Origin of the sequence: Vibrio ostreae (genome assembly GCF_019226825.1) — a bacterium.
Lineage (GTDB): Bacteria > Pseudomonadota > Gammaproteobacteria > Enterobacterales > Vibrionaceae > Vibrio > Vibrio ostreae.
The window spans coordinates 2,297,868-2,320,412 of record NZ_CP076643.1 but is presented as its reverse complement, the minus strand read 5'-3'; the positions used below and the strand labels follow the sequence as shown (position 1 = coordinate 2,320,412).

The following is a 22,545-nucleotide window of genomic DNA, read 5'->3' as shown; positions in this document are numbered from 1 at the left end:
GCTGAGATAACCTCGATGAGGTGAGCAAGCTACGGAAGCTACTCGTCTTCTTCTTCCGCCATAAAGGCTTCCAGCAGATCGTTTAAGAACAGTTTACCTTTCTCGGTGATCTGCCAGTGGGTGGCATCCTCACTCAGATAGCCCTGCTGCAACGCCCAGTTGAGGGTAGGTTCAATCACACTGAGCGGCAGGCCGGTGGTGGCGGTGAAGTCAGCTTTCGGACACGGCTCGATCAAACGGAAACGGTTCATAAAGAACTCGAACGGACGATCGATATCGGCCACCAGCTGCTCGTTATCCAGATACGGCTTGGTCAGATTCTGATAGGCCGCCAGATAACCGCGCGGATGCTTCACCTTAGTGGTCCGTACGATGCGGCCATCACTGAAACTGAGCTTGCCGTGCGAGCCGCAGCCGATACCCAGATAATCACCAAAACGCCAGTAGTTGAGGTTGTGCTGGCACTGATAACCCGGTTTGCTGTAACCGGAGATCTCATACTGTACATAACCGGCCTCGGTCAGCTTGTGATGGCCGAGATCAAAAATATCCCACAGCGCATCATCATCCGGCAGGGTTGGCGGCTTAAAGTAAAACAGCGTATTGGGCTCGATGGTGAGCTGATACCAGGACAGGTGCGGTGGATCGAGCTCGATCGCGCGGTCAAGATCAGCCAGCGCCTGCTCCAGGCTCTGATCCGGCAGGCCGTGCATCAGATCAAGGTTAAAGCTGTTGAGGCCAATCTGGTGCGCCAGTTTGGCGGCATTGACCGCTTCAGCCTGACCATGAATGCGGCCGAGGCGGGTCAGTTTCTCCGGCTCAAAGCTCTGCACCCCAATCGAAATCCGGGTCACGCCCGCGCTGCGGTAGCCGGCAAAACGCTCGGCTTCAATCGTGCCCGGGTTGGCTTCCATGGTGATTTCGATCTCCGGCTGAAACGGGATCCGTGCTTCAATCCCGCGCAGCAGTCGGCCGATGCCTTCGGCTGAAATCAGGCTTGGCGTACCGCCGCCGATAAAAATCGAATGCAGCGGGCGCGGGGCCTGATTGAGCTGATAACGCTCAATATCGGTATCGAGATCTTCCAGCAGGGCATCAATATACTCATCTTCCGGAATATCATTTTTCAGGGCGTGCGAGTTAAAGTCGCAGTACGGGCATTTCTGCACGCACCACGGAATGTGCACATACAGGCTCAGCGCCGGAGGAGTTAACATCACAGCTTCTGCTCTTCAATGGCAAACTGCTTTTGTTCTTCAATCGCCTGAAACAGCTTGTGCAATGCCTGCCCACGGTGTGACAGCTGCTTCTTACGCGCCGGTTCAAGCTCTGCCGAAGCGCAGTTCTCTTGCGGTACAAAGAACACAGGATCATAGCCAAAACCGTTACTGCCCTGAGCCTGCTCCAGAATACGCCCTTCCCACTTACCGTGGCACACCAGCGGTGTTGGGTCGTCAGCGTGACGCATCATTACCAGCACGCAGTGGAAACGCGCCGTGCGCTGCTCCTGCGGTACGCCCTGCATCGCCTCAAGCAGCTTATTGAGATTGTCGGCATCGGTCGCGCCAACACCTGCGTAACGGGCAGAATAGACACCCGGCGCACCGGCCAGGTAATCCACTTCCAGGCCTGAGTCATCAGCAATCGCCGCCATACCGGTCTCTTTGGCGGCGTGACGCGCTTTGATAATCGCGTTTTCGATAAAGGTGGTGCCGGTTTCTGCCACGTCAGAGACGTTAAATTCGCTTTGTGCGACCACGTCAAAACCAAATTCGGCCAGCAGGTCGGCCATTTCGCGTACTTTGCCCTGGTTGCCAGTGGCCAATACAATCTTGTTCATGCTTATCTCAATTTTGTTTACGGTTCTACATAAAATTTTTGGCTGAATTTGAGCTTGCCGGCGCCTTTCATCCCGGCGTTGACGTCAATGTCAAAGGTCAGGTTTTCTTCGTTACTGATCGGAAATTCAGCCAGATAATAAATCGCATCGCCTTCTTTCACCTCGCGAAACTCCAGCTCACGTATGTTGCCGATCAGGTTCTTGGCCTGGCCGGAGAGCTTAGCCTCGGTGGCCGGTTTACCCAGCGCGGCCGTATCGAGTACGCTGACGTTGAGGATGGCCGAGTAGCCATTACGGGTCAACTGGTACTGCGTGGCGACTTGCGGCGTGAGGAAGGTCGAGTTAAACGCCGAGTAGTGTACCTCAATATCCTTTATCGTGATCTGTTGTTGTGCGCTGGCCGGTAGCACGATGGCCATCAGCAGCAGGCCCAGAGCCCAGTGACGTGCGCTGAGCTGGCGCAGAGAATGTTTCAGATGCATAAGGGCTTTCTCCATAAAAGACCCACCCGGTCCGCAGGTTCGGGATGGTGATCAAATGGCACTGCTCTAAAAACAATCCCCACCATAAGGTGGGGAAGTATGTAATTAACTGAGCAGTGCCGCAACCGGCGGCGGCAGACAGACCGGAGCACTGATGCGCACTTGTTTGTGGCGGCCAAGCTCCCCTTTTTCTATCGCGATCAGTCCTTTCGCTACCTTACACTGTTTTGCCAGGAACTTACTGAGATGTGCGTTGGCTTTGCCGTCCACCGGCGGGGCGGTAATCGCCACTTTGAGCTCATCGCCATGCAAGCCGACAATTGTGTCACGGCTGGCCTTGGGCTGAATATACAGCCGTAATACCAGATCGTCCCCGTCAAACCAGGCTGCTTTCATTATAGCTGATACCAGATAGGACCGATAAAGTCGCCCATCAGGAAGTTAGCAAACTGCAGCACAATGAACAGCACCAGTACGCTGAGGTCAAAACCGCCCATCACAGGGATCACGCGGCGAATCGGTGCCAGCATAGGCTCGGTCAGCTGATGGAACACGTACTCCACCGGGCTGCGACCCTGGCTGACCCAGCTCAGAATAGCGCGCAGCAGCAGTACCCAGAACAGCAGGCCACCGGCCGCTTTAATCAGCGACAGCAGGCCAAGCAGCAGGAAGTCAGCGCTGAATACCACACTGCCGCCGGAGGCGATCAGGATCAGGGCAACGTATTTGAGAATACACAACACATAACCGAACAAGATCGTGGCCAGATCCAGGCTGCCGACGGATGGAATAACACGGCGAAGCGGGCCGACTACCGGCTGGGTCGCTTTTACCACAAACTGGGAAAATGGGTTGTAGAAATCAGCACGCGCTGCCTGCAGCCAGATTCTAAGAATCACGACCATGATATAAAGATCAAACAGGGTGGAGATTAAAAAACTCATTGCATTCATAGGTTGCCCTTACTGCGTAGGATGATCGTTGGGTCTGACACGCCACAATTTACCACTGTCTGGCACGGGTGCGGCAGCGGAAGTATTGAGTGTGCACTAGGGTAATGAAACGATCGTTAATATTAAAATAATTTTTCCATCTCTTGTGCGCGGCTCACGGCAGCGCGCATCGCTTGCGCGACAATCTCACTGAGCTGATGCTCATTGAAAGTGCGGATGGCTTCGGCGGTGGTGCCGCCTTTCGAGGTCACCTGCTCACGCAGGGTCGACAGTTCAATCTGCGGATTGGCTTTAACCATCTCCGCAGCGCCGAGCGCTGACTGCTGCACCAGCAGACGCGCGGTTGCCGCGTCAAAGCCTTGGGCTATCGCTTCAGCCTGCATTGCTTCCATAAACAGGAAGAAATAGGCCGGGGCACTGCCTGCCGCAGCAATCACGCTGTTAATGCCTGACTCTTGTTCCACCCAGCATACTTCACCCACGGCGCGCATCAGCTCTGCGGTGAACACTTTATCCTGCTCGGCCACCTGCGGAGTCGCAAACAGACCGGCCATACCGCGGTTCACCAGCGAAGGGGTGTTTGGCATGACGCGCACCAGACGCAGTTGCGTTGCCAGCATCTCATTGAGACGCGCCGCCGACACACCAGCCGCAATCGAAATCACCAGCTTGCCGGAAAAATCGATCGCCTGCAGCGGCTTACAAACCTCAGCCATCAGCTGCGGTTTGACTGCCAGCACCACCACATCGGCTTCGCTAGCCGCCGCCAGGTTGTCACTGCTGGTGCGGATACCATAGTTCTGCTCCAGCGGCAGGCGGCGGGTTTCAGAAGGTGCGGTGGCAATGATGCTCTGCGCCGGATAGCCGCTGCTGACCAAACCTGCGATGATGGCGTGTGCCATGTTTCCTGCGCCGATAAAGGCGACGGTTCTTTGTTCCATGCTTCTCTTGTCCAATATTGTGGCTGCTGACCTGTGCTGATATCGGCCGATACCGGCTCAGAGCCGCAGACCTGAGTTCCAAATTCGTGTCACAACCAGACTGATGACTTAGGGTACAGTCTGTCTGCGCGGTGCACCCGCTTAAATCGTTACAGACGGTAAAACGGTGCGGCAAATGGTACGTTAACCACACCCTGGATCACGGCGCGGATTACCCTTTCTGGCTGTAATCGCGCTGACCAAAAATCGCGGTACCGATGCGCACAATGGTACTGCCGGCTTCAATTGCCGCGTCCATATCGCCGCTCATGCCCATCGACAGGGTATCAATGCCGTCAAACTTGTCCGCCAGTTGCTGTTTTAACGCGGCCAGTTGCTGAAAGGCGGCCAACTGCGACTGATAGTCGGTGACGTTCTCCGGAATTGACATCAATCCTCTTAACGTGAGGCCCGGCAGAGTAGAAATCAATTCCGCGAGCGGAAATAATTGCTGCGCACTGATGCCGGACTTAGAGGTTTCACCACTGGTATTCACCTGGATAAGCACCTGCAGCGGCGGCAGATGGGCCGGACGCTGTTCACTGAGGCGTTGGGCAATCTTGGCGCGGTCAATGGTGTGCATCCAGTCAAAGTGCTCGGCAATCAGGCGGGTTTTATTGGATTGCAGCGGGCCGATAAAATGCCATTCCAGATCGAGCTCAGGATGTTGGGTGGCGAAAAACTGCACTTTATCGCAGCCTTCCTGGACATAGTTTTCACCAAAGCTGCGCTGGCCTGCCGCGGCAGCTTCCAGAATGGCTTCAACCGGTTTAGTCTTGCTCACTGCCAGAAGTTGCACTGAGCCTGGAGCGCGACCACACTTTTGTTGTGCGCTTGCGATCTGCGCCGTGATAAGTTCAAGATTTTGTTGAATACTACTCATAGCCGGACTTATTTGGGTCTGTTGACCATAGGAAAATTAAATGGATATCTCTGAATTACTGGAATTTAGTGTAAAACATAATGCGTCAGATCTACATCTTTCTGCAGGCGTTCCTCCGATGGTTCGCATCGACGGCGAGGTGAGAAAGCTTGGTGTGCCTGCTTTTAGCCATGCTGACGTGCATCGATTAATTTTTGAAATTATGAACGATGCCCAGCGCAGCGAGTATGAAGAACGGCTCGAAGTGGACTTTTCCTTTGAACTGCCGTCGGTCGGCCGTTTCCGGGTCAACGCATTTCATCAGGCGCGTGGTGCCTCAGCGGTGCTGCGGACCATCCCGACCACGATTCCAAGTTTAGAGCAGCTGGAAGCGCCGGAGATCTTCAGTAAAATCGCCAACTATGAGAAAGGCCTGGTGCTGGTCACCGGCCCGACCGGTTCCGGTAAATCGACCACACTGGCGGCGATGGTGGATTACATCAATGCCCACCATAATAAACATATCCTGACCATTGAAGACCCGATCGAGTTTGTCCATAGCAACAATAAATGCCTGATTAACCAGCGTGAAGTGCACCGCGATACCCATAGCTTTAAAAATGCGCTGCGCAGCGCGCTGCGTGAGGATCCGGATGTGATTCTGGTTGGTGAGCTGCGTGACCAGGAGACTATCAGCCTGGCGCTGACCGCCGCAGAAACCGGCCACTTAGTGTTTGGTACCCTGCACACCAGCTCGGCGGCGAAAACCATCGACCGGATTATCGATGTCTTCCCCGGCAATGATAAATCTATGGTGCGCTCCATGCTGTCGGAGTCACTGCGCGCGGTGATCGCCCAGAAGCTGCTCAAACGGGTCGGGGGCGGCCGGGTGGCCTGTCATGAGGTGATGCTGGCCACACCGGCGATCCGTAACTTGATCCGCGAGGATAAAGTGGCGCAGATGTACTCGATTATCCAGACCGGTGCCATGCACGGCATGCAGACCATGGAGCAGAATGCCAAGCAGCTGCTGGCGAAAGGGCTGGTGGATCAGGCTGAAGTGCAGCAAAAAATCGCCACCGATATTGCTGGGTTTTAAGCAGCTGACTGAGCGTTTATGAGTAATCAGGATAAAGAGAGCATGATGCAACTCGATGAGTGCCTGCAGGGCATGGTGACGCGTAAAGCGTCCGATATCTATATCACGGTCGGCGCGCCGCTGCTGTACCGGGTCAACGGCGCACTGGAGGCTGAGGGCAGTGCACTTGGCTCGGCTCAGGTCGGGCAACTGCTGGATGCGATGATGGACAGTGCCCGCCAGCAAGAGTTTACCGCCAGCCATGAAGCTAATTTTGCCCTGGTGCGTGACTTTGGCCGTTTCCGGGTCAGTGCTTTTATGCAGCGCGAGCAGCCGGGCGCGGTGATCCGCCGCATCGAAACCGACATCCCGACCTTTGAGCAGCTCGATTTGCCGCCGGTACTGAAAGATCTGGCACTGGCCAAGCGCGGCCTGGTGCTGGTAGTGGGGGCGACCGGCTCCGGTAAGTCGACCACCCTGGCGGCGATGACCGGCTATCGCAATGCCGAGCGCAGCGGGCATATCCTCAGCGTGGAAGATCCGATTGAGTTCGTTCATCCCCATCAGCGCAGTATCGTGACCCAGCGTGAAGTCGGCCTGGATACCGACAGTTTTGAAGTGGCGCTGAAAAACTCGCTGCGTCAGGCGCCGGACATGATCGTCATCGGGGAGATCCGCACACGTGAGACGATGGAATACGCCATGACCTTTGCCGAAACCGGCCATCTGTGTCTGGCTACCCTGCACGCTAATAATGCCAACCAGGCGCTGGAGCGCATTTTACATCTGGTCAGCAAAGAGCGCCGCGAGCAGTTTCTGTTTGATCTGTCGCTCAACCTGCAAGGGATTATCGCGCAGCAATTGCTGGCGGATAAACAGGGTCAGGGGCGGCACGGGGTGTTTGAAATATTGCTCAACAGTCCGCGCGTGGCGGATCTTATCCGGCGCGGCGATCTGCATGAACTGAAAGCGACCATGGCCAAATCACGTGAAAACGGCATGCAGACCTTTGATCAGGCGCTGTACCAGCTGGTGGCAGAGGATAAAATCGATGAGCAGGAAGCGCTGCACAGTGCCGATTCGGCCAATGATCTGCGTCTGATGCTCAAAACCCGCTCGGGCACAGAGGGTTCTGCGCTGTCCGGCGGTTCACTGGCGAATGTGCAGATTGATATGGACTAAGTTTATATGGACTAAGTGTATATGGACTAAGTGTATATGGATTCAGCGCCCGGGGTGATGGGGAATGATAAAAAACAGCCGAAGCAGGCTGTTTTTTACATGCTGTTGCTGGAGCAGGATGGAAATGCTGCGCAGTCAGTCGCTATTCGCCCCACAGGGTTTCGAACCAGCTTTCCAGGATCACCACCGCCGACTGGCAGTCGACGTTGCCTTTGCTCAGCGCTTTGTAGCCGCCCATCGAGAACAGCTCGGCGCGCGCTTCGGCCGTTGACAGCCGTTCATCATGCAGTTCGACCGGCAGGCCGTAGCGGCCGTGCAGCCGCTGGGCAAACTTCTTGGCGCGCGGGGTAATGGTTTCCAGCGCTTTGCCTTGCAGGTCAGTCGGCAGGCCAACCACCAGCAGATCGGGTTGCCACTCTTTGATCTGCTTTTCAATCTCATCCCAGTTGGGAATGCCATCGTTGGCTTTAAACGCTTTCAATGGTGAGGCGGTGCCAGTGATTTCCTGGCCAATGGCGCTGCCGATACTCTTAGTACCGAAATCAAACGCCATAATAGTGCGTGACATAGGGTGTTTCTCTTAAATTGCGCGCCGCTCAGGCGTGTCCGGTCTGGGTGGACAGCTGGTGCGGATTAATACCCAGTTTCTGAATCGCTTTATTCCACTTTTCATGCACCGGGGTGTTAAAGATCAGCTCCGGATCGGCTTCAATCGTCAGCCAGGAGTTTTCCGCCAGTTCATCTTCGAGCTGACCCGGCGACCAGCCGGAGTAACCCAGTGCGACAATGTAGCCGCTTGGCTCGGCATCGGTGCCCAGTACCGTCAGAATATCTTTTGAGGTGGTGACACTGATCTCGTTGGTCATATGAATGCTCGATTCATAATGATCTTTCGGACGGTGCAGAATAAAACCGCGATCTTCCGAAATCGGCCCACCGTTAAATACCGGACGTTTCAGGCTGTCAGCGTGTGACTGCGGATACGCCGCTTCCACTTCAACCTGCTCGAGCATCCCGCCGACAGTGACATCAATCGGAGCATTGATCATCAGCCCCATCGCCCCCCTCTTCATTGTGTTCACAGATGTAAATCACACTGTGCTTGAAGTAAGGATCCTGCATGCTTGGCATGGCGACGAGAAAATGGTTGGTCAGGTTCATCTGTGTCTCCACTTGCAAGGGCCGGCACTGCGGTATTTGCACCGCGAGTGAGGCCCAATTTTCAGGAGCGGAGCTCCTTACAATGACAAGGCTTTGATACGACGCTCAATCGCGTCCATCAGTTTACCTGTGATTGAGATATCGAAGGCCGCCTCAATCTCGCGTACGCAAGTCGGGCTGGTCACGTTAATCTCAGTCAGTTTATCGCCAATGACGTCAAGGCCGACAAAGATCAGACCTTTTTCTTTTAGTACCGGTGCCACGGTTTCGGCAATCTTGCGATCAGTGTCGCTGATCGGGCGTGCTTCACCACGACCACCGGCAGCCAGGTTACCACGGGTTTCACCGGCGGCCGGAATACGAGCCAGACAGTAAGGCATCGGTTCACCATCCACCACCAGGATACGTTTGTCACCGTTGCTGATATCCGGCACGAACGTCTGTGCCATGCAGTAGTTTTGTCCCTGGTTGGTCAGCGTTTCAATGATCACCGACACGTTCGGATCGCCTTGCTTGACCCGGAAAATCGAGGCGCCGCCCATGCCGTCGAGAGGCTTAAGGATAATGTCACCATGCTGCTCGCGGAACGCTTTAATCTTCTCGGCTTTACGCGTCACCATCGTGGTCGGCGTCAGTTCCGGGAACCAGGCAGTGAACAGTTTTTCGTTACAGTCACGCAGGCTTTGTGGCTTGTTGACCACCAGGGTACCTTCTTCTTCTGCACGTTCCAGAATGTAGGTCGCGTAAATGTATTCAGTATCAAACGGAGGATCTTTACGCATCAGCACGGCGTCGAGTTCAGACAGGGCGATGGATTGCTCGGACTTGAATTCATACCAGCCGGTTGGATCTTCTTTCAGCTCGACAACTTTGGTGTCAGCCATGGCGACGCCTTGATCTAAGTGTAGATCATTCATCTCCATATAATGAATCTCATAACCGCGACGTTGCGCTTCTAGCATCATGGCGAAGCTGGTGTCTTTTTTGATGTTAATGGACGAAATCGGGTCCATTACGATGCCGAGTTTAATCATGCTCATCTCCGTTAGCCAAGATCGCCGAAGCGAACTTGCAGGGCTGTAATTGCGGTTAAGGCTGCGGTTTCGGTGCGCAGTACGCGCGGGCCGAGCAGCGTCTCTTCAAATTGGTGATCGCGGGTCATCTTGATCTCTTGTGATGACAGGCCGCCTTCCGGGCCAATCAGCAGGCGCACTTTGCTTACCGGCTGTGGCAGGGTATTGATGGAATATTTAGCGCGCGGATGCAGGTTGAGTTTGAGCGCGTCGCTCTGCTCGCCACACCACTCTTCCAGGCTCATGATCGGACGAATTTCCGGCACGATATTACGGCCACACTGTTCACAGGCGCTGATGGCTATCTTCTGCCATTGCTGCAGTTTCTTCTCAAACCGTTTCGGATCCAGCTTGACGCCGCAGCGCTCAGATATGAGCGGTGTGATGGTGTTGACGCCGAGCTCGACCGATTTCTGAATGGTGAACTCCATTTTATCGCCACGGGAAATGACTTGTCCCAGATGGAGATCGAGCGGGGACTCAATACTGTTCTCAACCCGCTCAGAAAGTTCGACCACCACCTGCTTCTTACCGGATTCGGTAATCACAGCCGGAAATTCCGCGCCACTGCCGTCAAACAGCAGGACTTCCTGACCCGGTTGCATGCGCAGTACGCGCCCGATGTGACCGGCCGCATCCTCACTCAAAGTGAGCGCGCCAAGGTGAGTAATAGGGTGCGGGTGATAAATACGGGGAACTCGCATGCTGGTATTCCTGAAATTATGCTAATTATCTGGCCCTTAAGATGGGCGCTTTACAGCAAAAAAACAAGGGGCAATCGCGGATTGCCCTTGTTTTGGCACAAAGTCAGTTTTGGCGCAAAGTCAGCATGGTCATCTGTCCGCATGGTCATCGACCGCTTGCGGCCGGGCAGTCAGGCTGTGGTGTGGCCGCGCGGATTAACGCGCAGATGATAAAGCGCGTACGATTAAGGTTTGGCGCTCAGTGCGTAGCTGCGGCACTGCTCGATGACATACGGGTTGTGGTTGCCCTGAATGCGTTCGATACGCTGATCGCGCACGCACTCCCACTGGTTAACCGGATACTGGCGGTTCCAGGCCTGCATCAACTGAGCCTGGGCCTTGGAGAGACGAAAACCGTAGCGGTCGCTCATATACAGATAGGTCCGTGCAATCGCGCCGCGCGCGCCTCCGGCGGCATCACCCGGCGCTGTTTAAAGTTGACCTGTACTTCGCAGCGGCCGTAAGTCGCACCGTCGATGCCGTTCCACTGGCTGAAGTTGAGATTGGATCGGTCGCCGTTCACCTCACCGATCGCCGGGGTCAGATTGTGCAGATCCGCTTCCATACGCTTGAAGGTGGCGTCATGACGTGAGCACTCTTTGCGCCCGCCTTTTTGCCAGCATTGCAGCTGGTGGCCAAACTGCCAGGCCGGAACAACGTGTTCCCATTCGATGCGACTGGCACGTTTTTGCTGTTTGCGCACCTGATAGCCACAACTCTGCAGATCCGGTGTGCCTTTTTTGCCCTGCCAGGTGATGTTACAGCCACAGTAAAAGCTGACCGGATGATCCTGATAAATCGTCAGTGCGGCCTTTTTGGCCTGATAAAAAGAGGTCGGTGCTGAAGCCCAGGCTGCCGAAACCAGGCTGCTTAAGCCCAGCGCAAGTAATAAACGCAACATAGTAAAGACTGGTTATAGTGTGATTTTTTCCAGTCTATCACTCATAAATGGCAGTTTGAGCAGATGTTTTTATCATTACGGAACGCAGCGCACTGTCTGACCAAAACTTGCGCGCTGCGGTGGTCGTTAGCGCATAACGTCCGATAAAGTCAGGCTCGGCAATGGCCGCACAGACGCAGCTTTAAGAGAGTTGTTTGCCGGTGAAGGTCAGAGTTTGCTGGCACTGCTGGCAGCGGTACACCGCCTGATTGCGCAGCACTTTATTGTGGCGGCGCACCGAGAGCGGATAACGGTTACAGGCACACAGATACTCAAAGGTCTTGCCCTGTACTGAGGCGACCGAGAAACGGTGGGTGGTATTGGCGGGCACGCCAAATACCTCAGTCATGATGTGTTGCCACTCGCTGCCGTGCGGGCGCACCCGGCCGTAAATCTGATAGGTGATCAGGTGGGCGATTTCATGCGGCACCACTTCCTCGATGAAAGCGTGCGGGTTTTCGCCAAACAGCACCGGATTGAGACGGATCTCCTGCAACTGCAGATAGGCTTTGCCGGCCACTTTACCGCGCAGTTGAAAGCTCAGCTTTGGAGTGGCAAAGGGACGCTTAAAATAGCGCTCGGCTTTGTCGATACAACGTTGAATTTGCGCTTTGGCGCGATACTGCAGTTCAAAATCGACCACAAACAGGGACTCCGGCGAAGCGTGCTCAGTAACGGCGTGTGGTCACGGGGGCACGAGAGAAAAGATAAAAAAAAACCTCAGCATTTGGCTGAGGTTTTATCATAACACTGTTGACCGTACTCGCTGTAGTATCCAGTGGACGGGACAGTGAGTCAGGTTGGAGACCTTTGACATCAGTGTCATTTGTTACACATTGTCCGCTTGTGGCCAGGATTAGCCGTCATGTTTCTTCTTGATGATCGCATGGTAGGCGTGCCAGGTGCTGTAGCCGAGAATCGGCATAGTAAACAGCATACCGATACCGTAGGTGGCAAAGCCAATCAGGATCCCGCCGCCAATCACCCCGGCCCAGACGATCATGGCCTGAATGTTGGACTTCACCGCGTTAAAGCTGCTGAACACGGCGGTCATCACATCGACGCGGCGCTCCATCATCAACGGAATCGAAAACGCCGAGATACTGAAGATGACACAGGCAATCACGAAACCGACCAGCGAGCCAATCACCAGAAACGGCAGGAAGTCGGTCAGCGGCGCGCCCTGCACCGACGGATAGAGCGCGTGCAGCAGCGCGGCAATCCGCATCCAGAAAATCATCGCCACGGCCAGCATCACCGCAAATGCCCACTGTGAACTGGAGTTACGGGTAATGGCTTTAATCGAATGGAGCAGACCGGCGGAGTGGCCTTTCTCCCGTTCCCAGCTCGCGGCGTACAAACCGAGCGCAAGGAAAGGGCCAATCAGCATATAGATCACCAGACTGGGCAGAATGACCAGGTGGGTGCCTTGCCACTGCACCAGCAGCACAATACCGATCGCGGCGGCCATAAAGCACAGCCCGTAGAACGCGCTGATGAGCGGCATGCGGATAAAGTCATGCAGGCCGAGCGCCAGCCAGTGAAACGGAGCAGACACACTCACCGAGTTACATGGCAGCGTGCGGGCGTATTCCTGTGGACCGACTTCTTTTTGCTTATGGTCGAAGTCGGAAGAGTGAACCGTACGAGGCATAAATCCTCCCTGATCGATTAGGCACAGCAGTGGGATAAGGAACGCAGCCAGCGGGGTGCCTTGCAAGAGCGTGGTGTCTTGAAGAGGAAAGTCCCCCGGGCAGCGCAGTATCAATTCTATCGGTATTCATTATTTCGTCTGTTGGTATGAACGATTGCGTCTGTTGGTGTTAACTATTCAGTCTGTTCGTATTAACTATTGCTGACGTGCAGCAAAAACACAAATAAACGAATAAAATTTAACCAGGCAATAGCAGATTGAAAGCACTGATAGGCAGCGAGCTAAGCGGGCAAGTAAGCGGGCAAGAAAGAGGGGGAATAAAAAAGCCCTGGCGCGATGGCAAGGGCTTTGAAATGTGGCGCTTTATGATGTGCGCTGGCTGAACTTATGTCCGTTGAAAGAACTTATTTCAGACCCGCGAAGTCACGCAGTTCAGCGGCTTTGTCAGTGGCTTCCCAAGGGAACTCTTCGCGGCCGAAGTGACCGTATGCTGCGGTCTTCTTGTAGATAGGTTGCAGCAGGTTCAGCATCTCTTGCAGACCGTACGGACGCAGATCGAAGAACTGACGTACCGCTTCAATGATGATGTCGTGTGAGACTTTTTCAGTACCGAACGTTTCCACCATGATTGAGGTTGGATCCGCAACACCGATAGCGTAAGACAGCTGGATCTCACAGCGGTCAGCCATACCGGCAGCAACAATGTTTTTCGCTACGTAACGCGCGGCGTACGCTGCACTGCGGTCTACTTTTGATGGATCTTTACCAGAGAATGCACCACCACCGTGACGTGCTGCGCCGCCGTAAGTATCAACGATGATCTTACGACCGGTCAGGCCACAGTCACCCATAGGACCACCGATAACGAAACGGCCGGTTGGGTTGATGAAGAATTTTGTCTCTTTGTTCAGCCATTCAGCTGGCAGAACCGGCTTAATGATCTCTTCCATCACCGCTTCACGCAGATCCGGGGTAGAGATTGAATCACAGTGTTGCGTTGACAGAACCACCGCGTCGATACCGACGATCTTGCCCTGGTCGTACTGGAAAGTGACCTGAGATTTTGCATCCGGACGCAACCACGGCAGGGTGCCGTTCTTACGCACTTTCGCCTGACGCTCAACCAGACGGTGAGAGTATGTAATTGGTGCAGGCATCAGCACGTCAGTTTCGTTACATGCATAACCGAACATGATGCCCTGGTCGCCGGCGCCCTGTTCTTTAGGGTCAGATTTGTCGACGCCCTGGTTGATGTCTGGAGACTGTTTACCGATGGTGTTCAGTACCGCACAAGAGTCCGCATCGAAACCCATGTCTGAGTGGGTGTAGCCAATTTCACGTACGGTTTCACGCGTCAGCTCTTCGATATCAACCCAAGCTGAAGTGGTGATTTCACCACCGACCATAACCATGCCGGTTTTCACGTAAGTTTCACAAGCAACACGTGCTTTTGGATCTTGTTCCAAAATGGCATCTAAAACCGCATCAGAGATTTGGTCTGCGATTTTATCCGGATGGCCTTCTGATACTGATTCAGAAGTAAACAGGTGCTTAGCCATGATTGCTCCAATTCTATAATCAAAAGAGCAGTGCGCCGTGGTCACTGCTCTGTAAAATCGTTCATTATGTAGGCGTTTCTACATCTAGACGTCTATTCTAGTTTTGAATGCTTAAATTACAAGCTCTTTTTTTGAATGATTGCTAACCAAACGTTTGCTTATCGGCAGGACTTTTGCAGGCTTTGTGCATCAATATGTCGTAAAGCATTGCAAAATTGGAACAAAGCGCCAGCAAAAGGTTTGCAGTGCCGATCCGGCTTTGCGACAATATCGGCCAATTTTCTCCCCGATTGACCTCAACGTCACGCCCTGAAAGCGGCTTGGTGAGGTCAATTGGCGACCGACGGATATTTTTCGCATATTGCTTTAGGAGCTGACATGTCTTCCCGTAAACAACTGGCTAACGCAATCCGCGCGCTGAGCATGGATGGTGTACAACAGGCTAACTCTGGTCACCCAGGCGCCCCGATGGGGATGGCTGACATCGCTGAAGTGCTGTGGCGCAGTCACCTGAACCACAACCCGCAAAACCCGAACTGGGCTGACCGTGACCGCTTCGTGCTGTCCAATGGCCACGGCTCTATGCTGATCTACTCTCTGCTGCACCTGAGTGGCTACGAGCTGTCAATCGACGACCTGAAAAACTTCCGTCAGCTGCACTCGAAAACCCCGGGTCACCCTGAATACGGTTACGCACCAGGCATCGAGACCACCACAGGTCCGCTGGGTCAGGGTATCACTAACGCCGTGGGTATGGCGATTGCGGAAAAAGCGCTGGCCGCGCAGTTCAATAAAGAAGGTCACGACATCGTTGACCACTTTACTTATGCATTCCTGGGCGACGGCTGTCTGATGGAAGGCATCTCGCACGAAGCATGTTCTCTGGCCGGTACGCTCGGTCTGGGCAAACTGATTGCCTTCTGGGATGACAACGGCATCTCTATCGACGGTCACGTTGAAGGCTGGTTCTCTGACGATACGCCAAAACGTTTCGAAGCTTACGGCTGGCACGTTATCCCGGCAGTAGACGGTCACGATCCAGAAGCGATTAATGCAGCTATCGAAGCCGCACAGGCGGAAACCGGTCGTCCGACCCTGATCTGTACCAAGACCATCATCGGTTTTGGTTCACCAAACAAAGCGGGCTCACACGACTGTCACGGCGCTCCGCTGGGCGCAGACGAAATCAAAGCTGCGCGTGAATTCCTCGGTTGGGAATACGGCGCGTTTGAAATCCCGGCCGATATCTACGCCGAGTGGGATGCCAAAGAAGCCGGTGCAGCCAAAGAAGCCGCCTGGAATGAAAAATTTGCAGCCTACGCTGAGGCTTACCCGGCCGAAGCGGCGGAATACCAGCGCCGCATGGCCGGTGATCTGCCGGCTGACTGGGAACAAGTGACCAGCGCAGTGATTGCTGATCTGCAAGCCAATCCGGCCAACATTGCGTCACGTAAAGCGTCCCAAAACGCGCTGGAAGCGTTCGGTAAGATCCTGCCTGAATTCATGGGCGGCTCAGCCGACCTGGCTCCGTCTAACCTGACCATGTGGTCTGGCTCTAAGTCGCTGACTCACGAAGATTTCGCCGGAAACTACATCCACTATGGTGTACGTGAATTCGGTATGACCGCCATCATCAACGGTATTGCCCTGCACGGTGGTTTCGTGCCTTACGGCGCGACTTTCCTGATGTTCATGGAATACGCACGTAACGCGATGCGTATGGCGGCGCTGATGAAGATTCAGAACATCCAGGTCTACACTCACGACTCCATCGGTCTGGGTGAAGATGGCCCGACTCACCAACCGGTCGAGCAGATCGCGTCACTGCGTATGACACCAAACATGAGCACGTGGCGCCCGTGTGACCAGGTCGAATCTGCGGTCGCGTGGAAACTGGCTATCGAGCGTAAAGATGCGCCATCGGCGCTGATCTTCTCGCGTCAGAACCTGGCTCAGCAAGCGCGCAGCGCGCAGCAAGTGGCGGACATCGCCAAAGGCGGTTATATCCTGCAAGATTGTGCCGGCAAACCTGAGCTGATCCTGATCGCGACTGGCTCTGAAGTGGAACTGACCGTACAAGCCGCAGCGCAACTGACTGCCGCAGGTAAGCAGGTTCGCGTGGTGTCTATGCCATCGACTGACACCTTCGACAAGCAGGATGCGGCTTACCGTGAAGCGGTACTGCCATCAGACGTCACCGCACGTATCGCGGTTGAAGCGGGCATCGCAGACTTCTGGTACAAGTACGTCGGCTTTGGCGGTCGTATCATCGGTATGACTACTTTCGGTGAATCTGCACCAGCGGGCGAGCTGTTCAAGATGTTCGGCTTCACGGCGGAAAACGTGGTCAATACGGCGAACGAACTGCTGGCGTAAGCCGGGTTTAATACGCAATCAAACCCAAGGCCCTGCTCACTGAGCAGGGCCTTTTTCGTTTAAGGCATGCTACGCGACATGCTTATTTCCACTCATCGGGGCAGGCGGCGCGCAGCGCATCAATAAACAGGCGCAGCCGCAACGGATGGCGTCCGGTCGGGTAGTAGCAGTTGATATTGGAAGGGGCGGCTGACCACTGCGGCAGACAGACCGCGATACTGCCCGGATGATGCTTTTCATAGCTTTGTGCCACCCAGTTGGGCAGCAGGCCGATACCGCGTCCCTTGGCAATGGTATCGATCTGCATGTAGAGACTGTCGCACTGCAGGCGGCTCTCTTTGGCCGGCAGCACATAATCGCCCAGTTGCGGGTGGGTCAGCGTCAGCGCTTCGTGGCGCAGCGCGACCAGGTCAATCCAGGCGTGCTGCGTCAGATCGCGCGGATGGTCGGGCTGGCGATGCTGCTCAAGATAAGCAGGGGAGGCATAGACGGCGCAGCGCCACTCTCCGAGCAGTTCGCGCCGGTAGCCAGCCGGACCGATATCGCCGATCCAGATAATCAAATCCGGTTCCAGCGCCTGTTCACCATGCTGAAACTGGCTGTAGAGACGCACACGCAGCTGCGGATGTTGCAGCATAAATTCATCCAGTACCCGGCTCATCCAGCCGCGGGTCAGGTTAGGATGAACGACCAGGGTCATTTCACCGCTGACCTCATGGTTGAGCTCGTGCAGGGCTTCCTGACTTTTATTGGCCAGATCGAGCAACTGCTCAGAGTAGGTGGCAAATACTTCGCCGGCTTTGGTCAGCGCCAGGCGGTTGCCCTGGCGTGTGACCAGAGCCTGGCCTAAGTCTTCTTCTAACTGAGTCAGACGGCGGCTGAGCGTGGATTTAGGCTGGTTGAGGGCTTTGGCCGCTCCGGTCAGGCTTTTGTGTTGGCAGAGCGCATGGAAGGCGCGCACTGCACTGAGATCCTGCATTTTTCTTTCCTCTTCGGGCCGAGGTGACAACAAAAATTAGGCTTTGTTCCATAACTGGGCCTAAGTATTCCACATCTTGCCCTATTCATGCACTCCTTTTTGTGAATAATTCTCATCTTGATTTTGATAATTATTTTCATTTAAAGCAGAAAGGAGTGTCAGATGTACACATGGACGCCATCTAGAGTCTCATTAGCAGTATCCCTCGGCCTGGTTTGTCAATTCCCGGCTCTGGCCAATGAGGCGCAAGATCAGGCTCACGAAACTGTGGTGGTCACCGCCTCGGGCTTTGAGCAGAATATTACCCGTGCCCCGGCAACCATCTCGGTGATCACCGCTGAAGATATCGAAAAAAAGTCCTACACCGACATCACTGATGTGTTAAAAAATATTTCCGGGGTGCAAGTCTCCGGTGGTGGTGTAGAGCAGTCGATCATGATTCGCGGTATGTCATCTGATTACACCTTGTTCCTGATTGACGGCCGTCCGGTACAAGGCAACGATGCCTTTGGCCTTAATGGCACCCAGGCTGGTACGCCGATTAACTTTTTGCCTCCTGTTTCGCAAATCGAGCGTATCGAAGTCATCCGTGGTCCGGCGTCATCCTTGTACGGCTCGGATGCGATGGGCGGCGTGATTAACGTGATCACCAAGAAAGTCGGCAATGAGTGGAGCGGCAGCATCACCACGGAATACAACCTGGCCGACAGCTCGAACAAAGTGAATGAAGATTCCACCCAGACCAGCGTGGCGCTCAATGCGCCGTTGATCGATGATACGCTCTCACTGCAGTTCACCGGTTCTTACCTCAATCAGGACGAAAGTCACTTTATCGGCAGCGATGACAGTGAAGCGTCCGATCCGGAATACAAACGCCGCAACTTCAGCACTAAGCTCAACTGGAGCGTGAATGAGCAAAACAACCTGACATTCGGCTACAGCCGTGCCGAGCAGGAGCGCACCCATAACCCGGGCGTGAGTATTGCGAAAACCGTCACCAACCGCGACGGCAGCATCAGTGATGCGGAGCAGAGCTACAGCAAATCCATCCGTGACACCTATTTCCTTGAGCATGAAGGTCACTATGATCGCATGCGCGTTAAATCTTACGTCAACTACGACCACTCCGAGAACCCGTCGCGGGTGAACGAAAATACCGGTAACGGTATCGACTTCGATGTGCTGACCCTGAACTCACAAGCCAACTGGTTCTGGGACGCCAATACCCTGACGGTCGGCGCGACCTACAAAAACGAAAAACTGGAAGATGGTGCCAGCAATGGCTTGTCTGAGCCTGTGGTCGCCGACGCCGATGCCATCAACACCATGGAACGTTACCAGTACTCGATTTTTGCCGAAAATGAATGGCTGCCGATGGATGACTGGTCAATTGTGCTGAGCGGCCGTTTTGATGACAACGAAGCGTTTGGTAACCACTTCAGCCCGAAAGTGTACACCGTTTACGGCCTGACCGATGCCTGGGTGGTCAAAGGCGGGGTGACTTCCGGCTACAAAGCGCCGAGCCTGCGCCAGAGCGCAACCGATTTTGGTTCCACCTCGCGCGGTGGTGTGATCATCGGTAACCCGGATCTAAAACCGGAAACCAGTATCAACTATGAAATCGGCCTTGGCTTTGACGACAGCTATGATTCGGGTATCTCCGCCACGCTGACCGCGTATCTGACCGAGTTTGAAGACAAGATCAACCGTACCGGCCGTATCTGTGAAGCCAACGTCGAGTGTAACTACGGCGGCACTGTCTATCCGGCGCACCAATACGGTTATACCGCCTACGAAAACATCGCTAAAGCGGAAATGTCCGGTATTGAAGCGACCATGGATTACCAGATCAACGAAGATGTGCTGCTGCGCCAGTCGTACACCTTTACCAAAACCGAGCAGAAGAGCGGTGAGTACAAAGGTGAGCCGCTCAATGATGTGGCGAAACACATGTACAACGCGTCAGTGGAATGGCAGGCAACGGAGAAACTGCTGCTCTGGACCCAGGGTAACTACCGCAGCAAAACCACCGGTCGCTGGCAGACCGGTACCAGCGGCAGTTCAAGCAACGGCCTCAAGATCCCGGGCTATACCCTGTTTGACCTCGGTCTGGTGTACAAAATCAAACAAGACATCAGCCTGAAAGCAGGCGTGTACAACGCGTTTAACAAAGAGATCAACCCGGAGAAAGACGAGAACTACCGTTACATCCTCGATGGTCGTAAGTACAACCTGGCGCTGACCATGCGCTTCTAAGTTGACAGAGTAAAGGCGGGAGGCCCGGAGAATAAAATACCGGCCTTCCGCTTTATCGTGAGCAAACCTGACTATATAAGAGAACAGCAATGAAAATATTGGCAGTTGGCCTGGCGGTAGTCGCCAGCGTATTGAGTTTTATCCAGCCTGCGCTGGCGTTTCCGCTGACCGTGCAGCACAAGCAGGGCACGACGACCGTTGAGCAGGCACCGCAGCGTGTGGCTGTGTTTGACCTGGCAACCCTGGATACCATGAATGCCCTGGGTGTCAGCGCCGCGGGCGTGCCGGACACTTTTATGCCGCAATACCTCAGCCACTACTCAGGAGACGACGTCACTAAAATCGGCGATCTGTTCAAGCCCGATTACGATGCGCTGAAACAGCTGCAGCCGGACTTAATCATCGTTGCCGGCCGTTCGTCACGTGCTTACGAGGAGCTGAGCAAACTGGCGCCGACACTGGATCTGAGCATTGATGCTGGCCACTTCGTGCAAGGCATGCAGCATAATCTGGCACTGCTCGGCACCCTGTTCAACCAGCAGGAAAAAGCGCAGCAACTGAGTGTCGAATTCAATAACAAACTGCACAGCCTGCATGCGCAAGCGGCCAAACAAGGCCCGGTACTGGTGCTGTTTACCATTAACGGCCATGTGATGTTGCATGCGCCGGGTGAGCGTTTTGGTATGCTGTATGACCTGACCGGCCTCAAATCTGTGGTACCGGCCGTGGAAGCGGCAGAGCCGAAACCACGTGCCAAACCAGGCTCAGAAGAAGCCAAGCAGCAACAGGCTGAGCGTCAGCAGCGTCTGGATGCGGCCCTGGCTGAAAACCCTAGCTGGCTGTTTGTGCTGGATCGCGGCGCGGCGACCGGTGGTGAAGGTAAAGCGGTGGATACTCTGTCAGCAATGGACAAGATCACCGCGACGACGGCATGGCAAAAAGATCAGGTTTACTACCTCAACCCGAAAGAGTGGTACCTGGCCCTGGGCGGCTATCAGAGTGTAGTCAAAACCCTCAACGATCTGAGCAGTCGTTTTGAGCAGTAAGCCTGCCTGATTAAGATTGAACACTGTCCTGTTTCAAGCCCGGCCATGGTGCCGGGCTTCTTTATGCGCGAAATCAGGCATAGAGCGGCTTAATTAATCACTGGGTGTACAGTAAACCAGCCCGGCTGGGAGCGGTTTCACTCCAAAACAAGCAGAAAAGATAGCCGCTGGCGGCGGATTTTTGGTGAATCAACGGACGTTTCTCGCTACCATCACAGCACAAGGAATAAGGGATAGTGAACCGATGTTAAAAGTGGCGATCAACGGATTCGGACGCATTGGCCGTAACGTGCTGCGGGCTGTGTACGAAAGTGGCAAAAACCAACACATTAAAGTGGTGGCGGTGAATGAGCTTGCCAAGCCCGAAGCCATGGCGCACCTGTTGCAATATGACACCAGTCATGGCCGGTTTGGTAAAAAAAATCAGCCACGATCAGGAACACATGTATATTCATCATGACAACGGCGACTTTGACCGGGTGCGTATTCTGCATCTGGCTGAAATACCGCTGCTGCCGTGGCGCGATCTTGATGTCGACATCGTGCTCGATTGTACCGGCGTGTACGGATCGCGTGCCGATGGACTGCAACATATTGAGGCCGGCGCCGGCAAGGTGCTGTTTTCCCATCCTGGTGCAGCGGACATCGATAACACCATCATCTATGGTGTGAACCACGACACTCTGAGCGCTGATCAGCACATCGTTTCCAACGGTTCCTGTACCACCAACTGCATCGTACCGATCATCAAGGTTCTCGATGATGCGTTCGGCATTGACTCCGGCACCATCACCACCATTCACTCATCAATGAATGATCAGCAGGTCATCGATGCTTATCACAGTGACCTGCGCCGTACCCGTGCGGCCAGCCAGTCGATCATTCCGGTCGATACCAAACTGCACAAAGGGATCGAACGGATATTTCCGAAATTTTCCAACAAATTTGAAGCCATTTCGGTGCGCGTGCCGACCGTAAATGTGACCGCGATGGATTTAAGCGTTACCTTGAACACAAATGTGAAAGTTAATGACGTAAATCAAACCATAGTACAGGCGTCTCAGTGTACATTAAGCAACATTGTTGACTATACTGAAGCGCCGCTCGTTTCCATCGATTTTAACCATGATCCGCACAGTGCGATTGTGGACGGAACCCAGACACGGGTAAGTAACGGGCAACTGGTCAAAATGCTGGTCTGGTGCGACAACGAATGGGGATTTGCTAACCGTATGCTCGATACTGCGTTAGCGATGCAGGCCGCGCAATAGCGCTTTAGCCTGGTGAGGCGGTTGCCCCCGAATGGGGAGAACGCTGCCCCTGATTGGGGAAAAATATTTATTTTTAGCATTGAAATAAATATCATGATCCCCATATCCTA

At 54.3% G+C, this 22,545-nt stretch carries 19 protein-coding genes and 3 pseudogenes; 6 read left to right on the top strand and 16 right to left on the bottom strand.

The window, feature by feature from the left end; translation table 11 throughout:
- Positions 1–38: 38 nt before the first annotated feature.
- From hemW to KNV97_RS16685, 7 genes are all read right to left on the bottom strand, one after another.
- Positions 39–1,217, bottom strand: a complete 1,179-nt coding sequence (gene hemW, locus KNV97_RS16715; RefSeq protein WP_218563449.1) for a radical SAM family heme chaperone HemW — start codon at positions 1,215–1,217, stop codon at positions 39–41.
- Positions 1,217–1,840 carry an XTP/dITP diphosphatase gene (locus KNV97_RS16710; protein WP_218562399.1) on the bottom strand — a complete coding sequence of 208 codons (624 nt, stop codon included), beginning with the start codon at positions 1,838–1,840 and terminating at the stop codon, positions 1,217–1,219. The genes hemW and KNV97_RS16710 overlap by 1 nt, the downstream gene beginning before the upstream one ends.
- A 17-nt stretch (positions 1,841–1,857) precedes the next feature.
- Positions 1,858–2,259, bottom strand: a complete 402-nt coding sequence (locus KNV97_RS16705; protein ID WP_256612999.1) for a DUF4426 domain-containing protein — start codon at positions 2,257–2,259, stop codon at positions 1,858–1,860.
- A gap of 168 nt (positions 2,260–2,427) precedes the next feature.
- Complete coding sequence (yggU, locus tag KNV97_RS16700; protein ID WP_136487567.1) at positions 2,428–2,718, bottom strand: DUF167 family protein YggU; 291 nt, start codon at positions 2,716–2,718, stop codon at positions 2,428–2,430.
- Entirely contained in the window at positions 2,718–3,275 is a 558-nt protein-coding gene (locus KNV97_RS16695) for a YggT family protein (protein WP_136487566.1), read from the bottom strand. Before KNV97_RS16695 ends, yggU begins: the two co-directional genes overlap by 1 nt.
- A 122-nt stretch (positions 3,276–3,397) precedes the next feature.
- On the bottom strand, positions 3,398–4,216 hold the full coding sequence (proC, locus tag KNV97_RS16690) for a pyrroline-5-carboxylate reductase (RefSeq protein WP_218562397.1): 819 nt from the start codon (positions 4,214–4,216) through the stop codon (positions 3,398–3,400).
- Between the two features lie 211 nt (positions 4,217–4,427).
- Complete coding sequence (locus tag KNV97_RS16685; RefSeq protein WP_136487564.1) at positions 4,428–5,138, bottom strand: YggS family pyridoxal phosphate-dependent enzyme; 711 nt, start codon at positions 5,136–5,138, stop codon at positions 4,428–4,430.
- Between the two features lie 40 nt (positions 5,139–5,178).
- Here KNV97_RS16685 and KNV97_RS16680 point away from each other — a divergent pair, with 40 nt between their 5' ends.
- On the top strand, positions 5,179–6,216 hold the full coding sequence (locus tag KNV97_RS16680; RefSeq protein WP_136487563.1) for a type IV pilus twitching motility protein PilT: 1,038 nt from the start codon (positions 5,179–5,181) through the stop codon (positions 6,214–6,216).
- A gap of 45 nt (positions 6,217–6,261) precedes the next feature.
- Positions 6,262–7,377: a PilT/PilU family type 4a pilus ATPase gene (locus KNV97_RS16675; RefSeq protein ID WP_218563448.1), complete on the top strand. Its 1,116-nt coding sequence runs from the start codon at positions 6,262–6,264 to the stop codon at positions 7,375–7,377.
- A 142-nt stretch (positions 7,378–7,519) separates the two neighbouring features.
- Here the strand turns inward: KNV97_RS16675 and ruvX are convergent, their stop codons facing one another.
- The 8 genes and pseudogenes from ruvX to metK all read right to left on the bottom strand — a co-directional run bounded on the left by ruvX (position 7,520) and on the right by metK (position 14,507).
- Positions 7,520–7,945: a Holliday junction resolvase RuvX gene (ruvX, locus tag KNV97_RS16670; protein WP_136487562.1), complete on the bottom strand. Its 426-nt coding sequence runs from the start codon at positions 7,943–7,945 to the stop codon at positions 7,520–7,522.
- Positions 7,946–7,973: 28 nt separating this feature from the next.
- A pseudogene (locus KNV97_RS16665) lies at positions 7,974–8,538 on the bottom strand (YqgE/AlgH family protein).
- Positions 8,539–8,615: 77 nt separating this feature from the next.
- The gene (gene gshB / locus KNV97_RS16660; RefSeq protein WP_136487560.1) at positions 8,616–9,572 is read right to left on the bottom strand and encodes a glutathione synthase; all 957 of its coding nucleotides are present in this window, start codon (positions 9,570–9,572) and stop codon (positions 8,616–8,618) included.
- A gap of 11 nt (positions 9,573–9,583) precedes the next feature.
- Positions 9,584–10,315, bottom strand: coding sequence for a 16S rRNA (uracil(1498)-N(3))-methyltransferase (gene rsmE, locus KNV97_RS16655; RefSeq protein WP_218562396.1), 732 nt, complete (start codon positions 10,313–10,315; stop codon positions 9,584–9,586).
- A gap of 224 nt (positions 10,316–10,539) precedes the next feature.
- Positions 10,540–11,255: pseudogene (locus tag KNV97_RS16650) on the bottom strand (endonuclease).
- Positions 11,256–11,436: 181 nt separating this feature from the next.
- Complete coding sequence (locus KNV97_RS16645; protein ID WP_136487557.1) at positions 11,437–11,937, bottom strand: SprT family zinc-dependent metalloprotease; 501 nt, start codon at positions 11,935–11,937, stop codon at positions 11,437–11,439.
- 213 nt (positions 11,938–12,150) lie between these two features.
- Positions 12,151–12,948: a DUF2189 domain-containing protein gene (locus KNV97_RS16640; RefSeq protein WP_218562395.1), complete on the bottom strand. Its 798-nt coding sequence runs from the start codon at positions 12,946–12,948 to the stop codon at positions 12,151–12,153.
- Between the two features lie 404 nt (positions 12,949–13,352).
- Positions 13,353–14,507, bottom strand: a complete 1,155-nt coding sequence (gene metK, locus KNV97_RS16635; RefSeq protein WP_136487555.1) for a methionine adenosyltransferase — start codon at positions 14,505–14,507, stop codon at positions 13,353–13,355.
- 378 nt (positions 14,508–14,885) lie between these two features.
- On the opposite strand from metK, the gene tkt reads away from it, so the two are divergent.
- Positions 14,886–16,883, top strand: a complete 1,998-nt coding sequence (tkt, locus tag KNV97_RS16630; protein ID WP_218562394.1) for a transketolase — start codon at positions 14,886–14,888, stop codon at positions 16,881–16,883.
- A gap of 82 nt (positions 16,884–16,965) precedes the next feature.
- Here the strand turns inward: tkt and KNV97_RS16625 are convergent, their stop codons facing one another.
- Complete coding sequence (locus tag KNV97_RS16625) at positions 16,966–17,862, bottom strand: LysR family transcriptional regulator (RefSeq protein WP_218562393.1); 897 nt, start codon at positions 17,860–17,862, stop codon at positions 16,966–16,968.
- Between the two features lie 162 nt (positions 17,863–18,024).
- Between KNV97_RS16625 and KNV97_RS16620 the strand changes: the two genes are divergently transcribed.
- The 3 genes and pseudogenes from KNV97_RS16620 (at position 18,025) to epd (ending at position 22,435) form a co-directional block, all read left to right on the top strand.
- On the top strand, positions 18,025–20,118 hold the full coding sequence (locus KNV97_RS16620; RefSeq protein ID WP_218562392.1) for a TonB-dependent receptor domain-containing protein: 2,094 nt from the start codon (positions 18,025–18,027) through the stop codon (positions 20,116–20,118).
- A gap of 89 nt (positions 20,119–20,207) precedes the next feature.
- Positions 20,208–21,164 carry a siderophore ABC transporter substrate-binding protein gene (locus tag KNV97_RS16615; protein WP_218562391.1) on the top strand — a complete coding sequence of 319 codons (957 nt, stop codon included), beginning with the start codon at positions 20,208–20,210 and terminating at the stop codon, positions 21,162–21,164.
- Positions 21,165–21,408: 244 nt separating this feature from the next.
- A pseudogene (epd, locus tag KNV97_RS16610) lies at positions 21,409–22,435 on the top strand (erythrose-4-phosphate dehydrogenase).
- Positions 22,436–22,545: the final 110 nt, after the last annotated feature.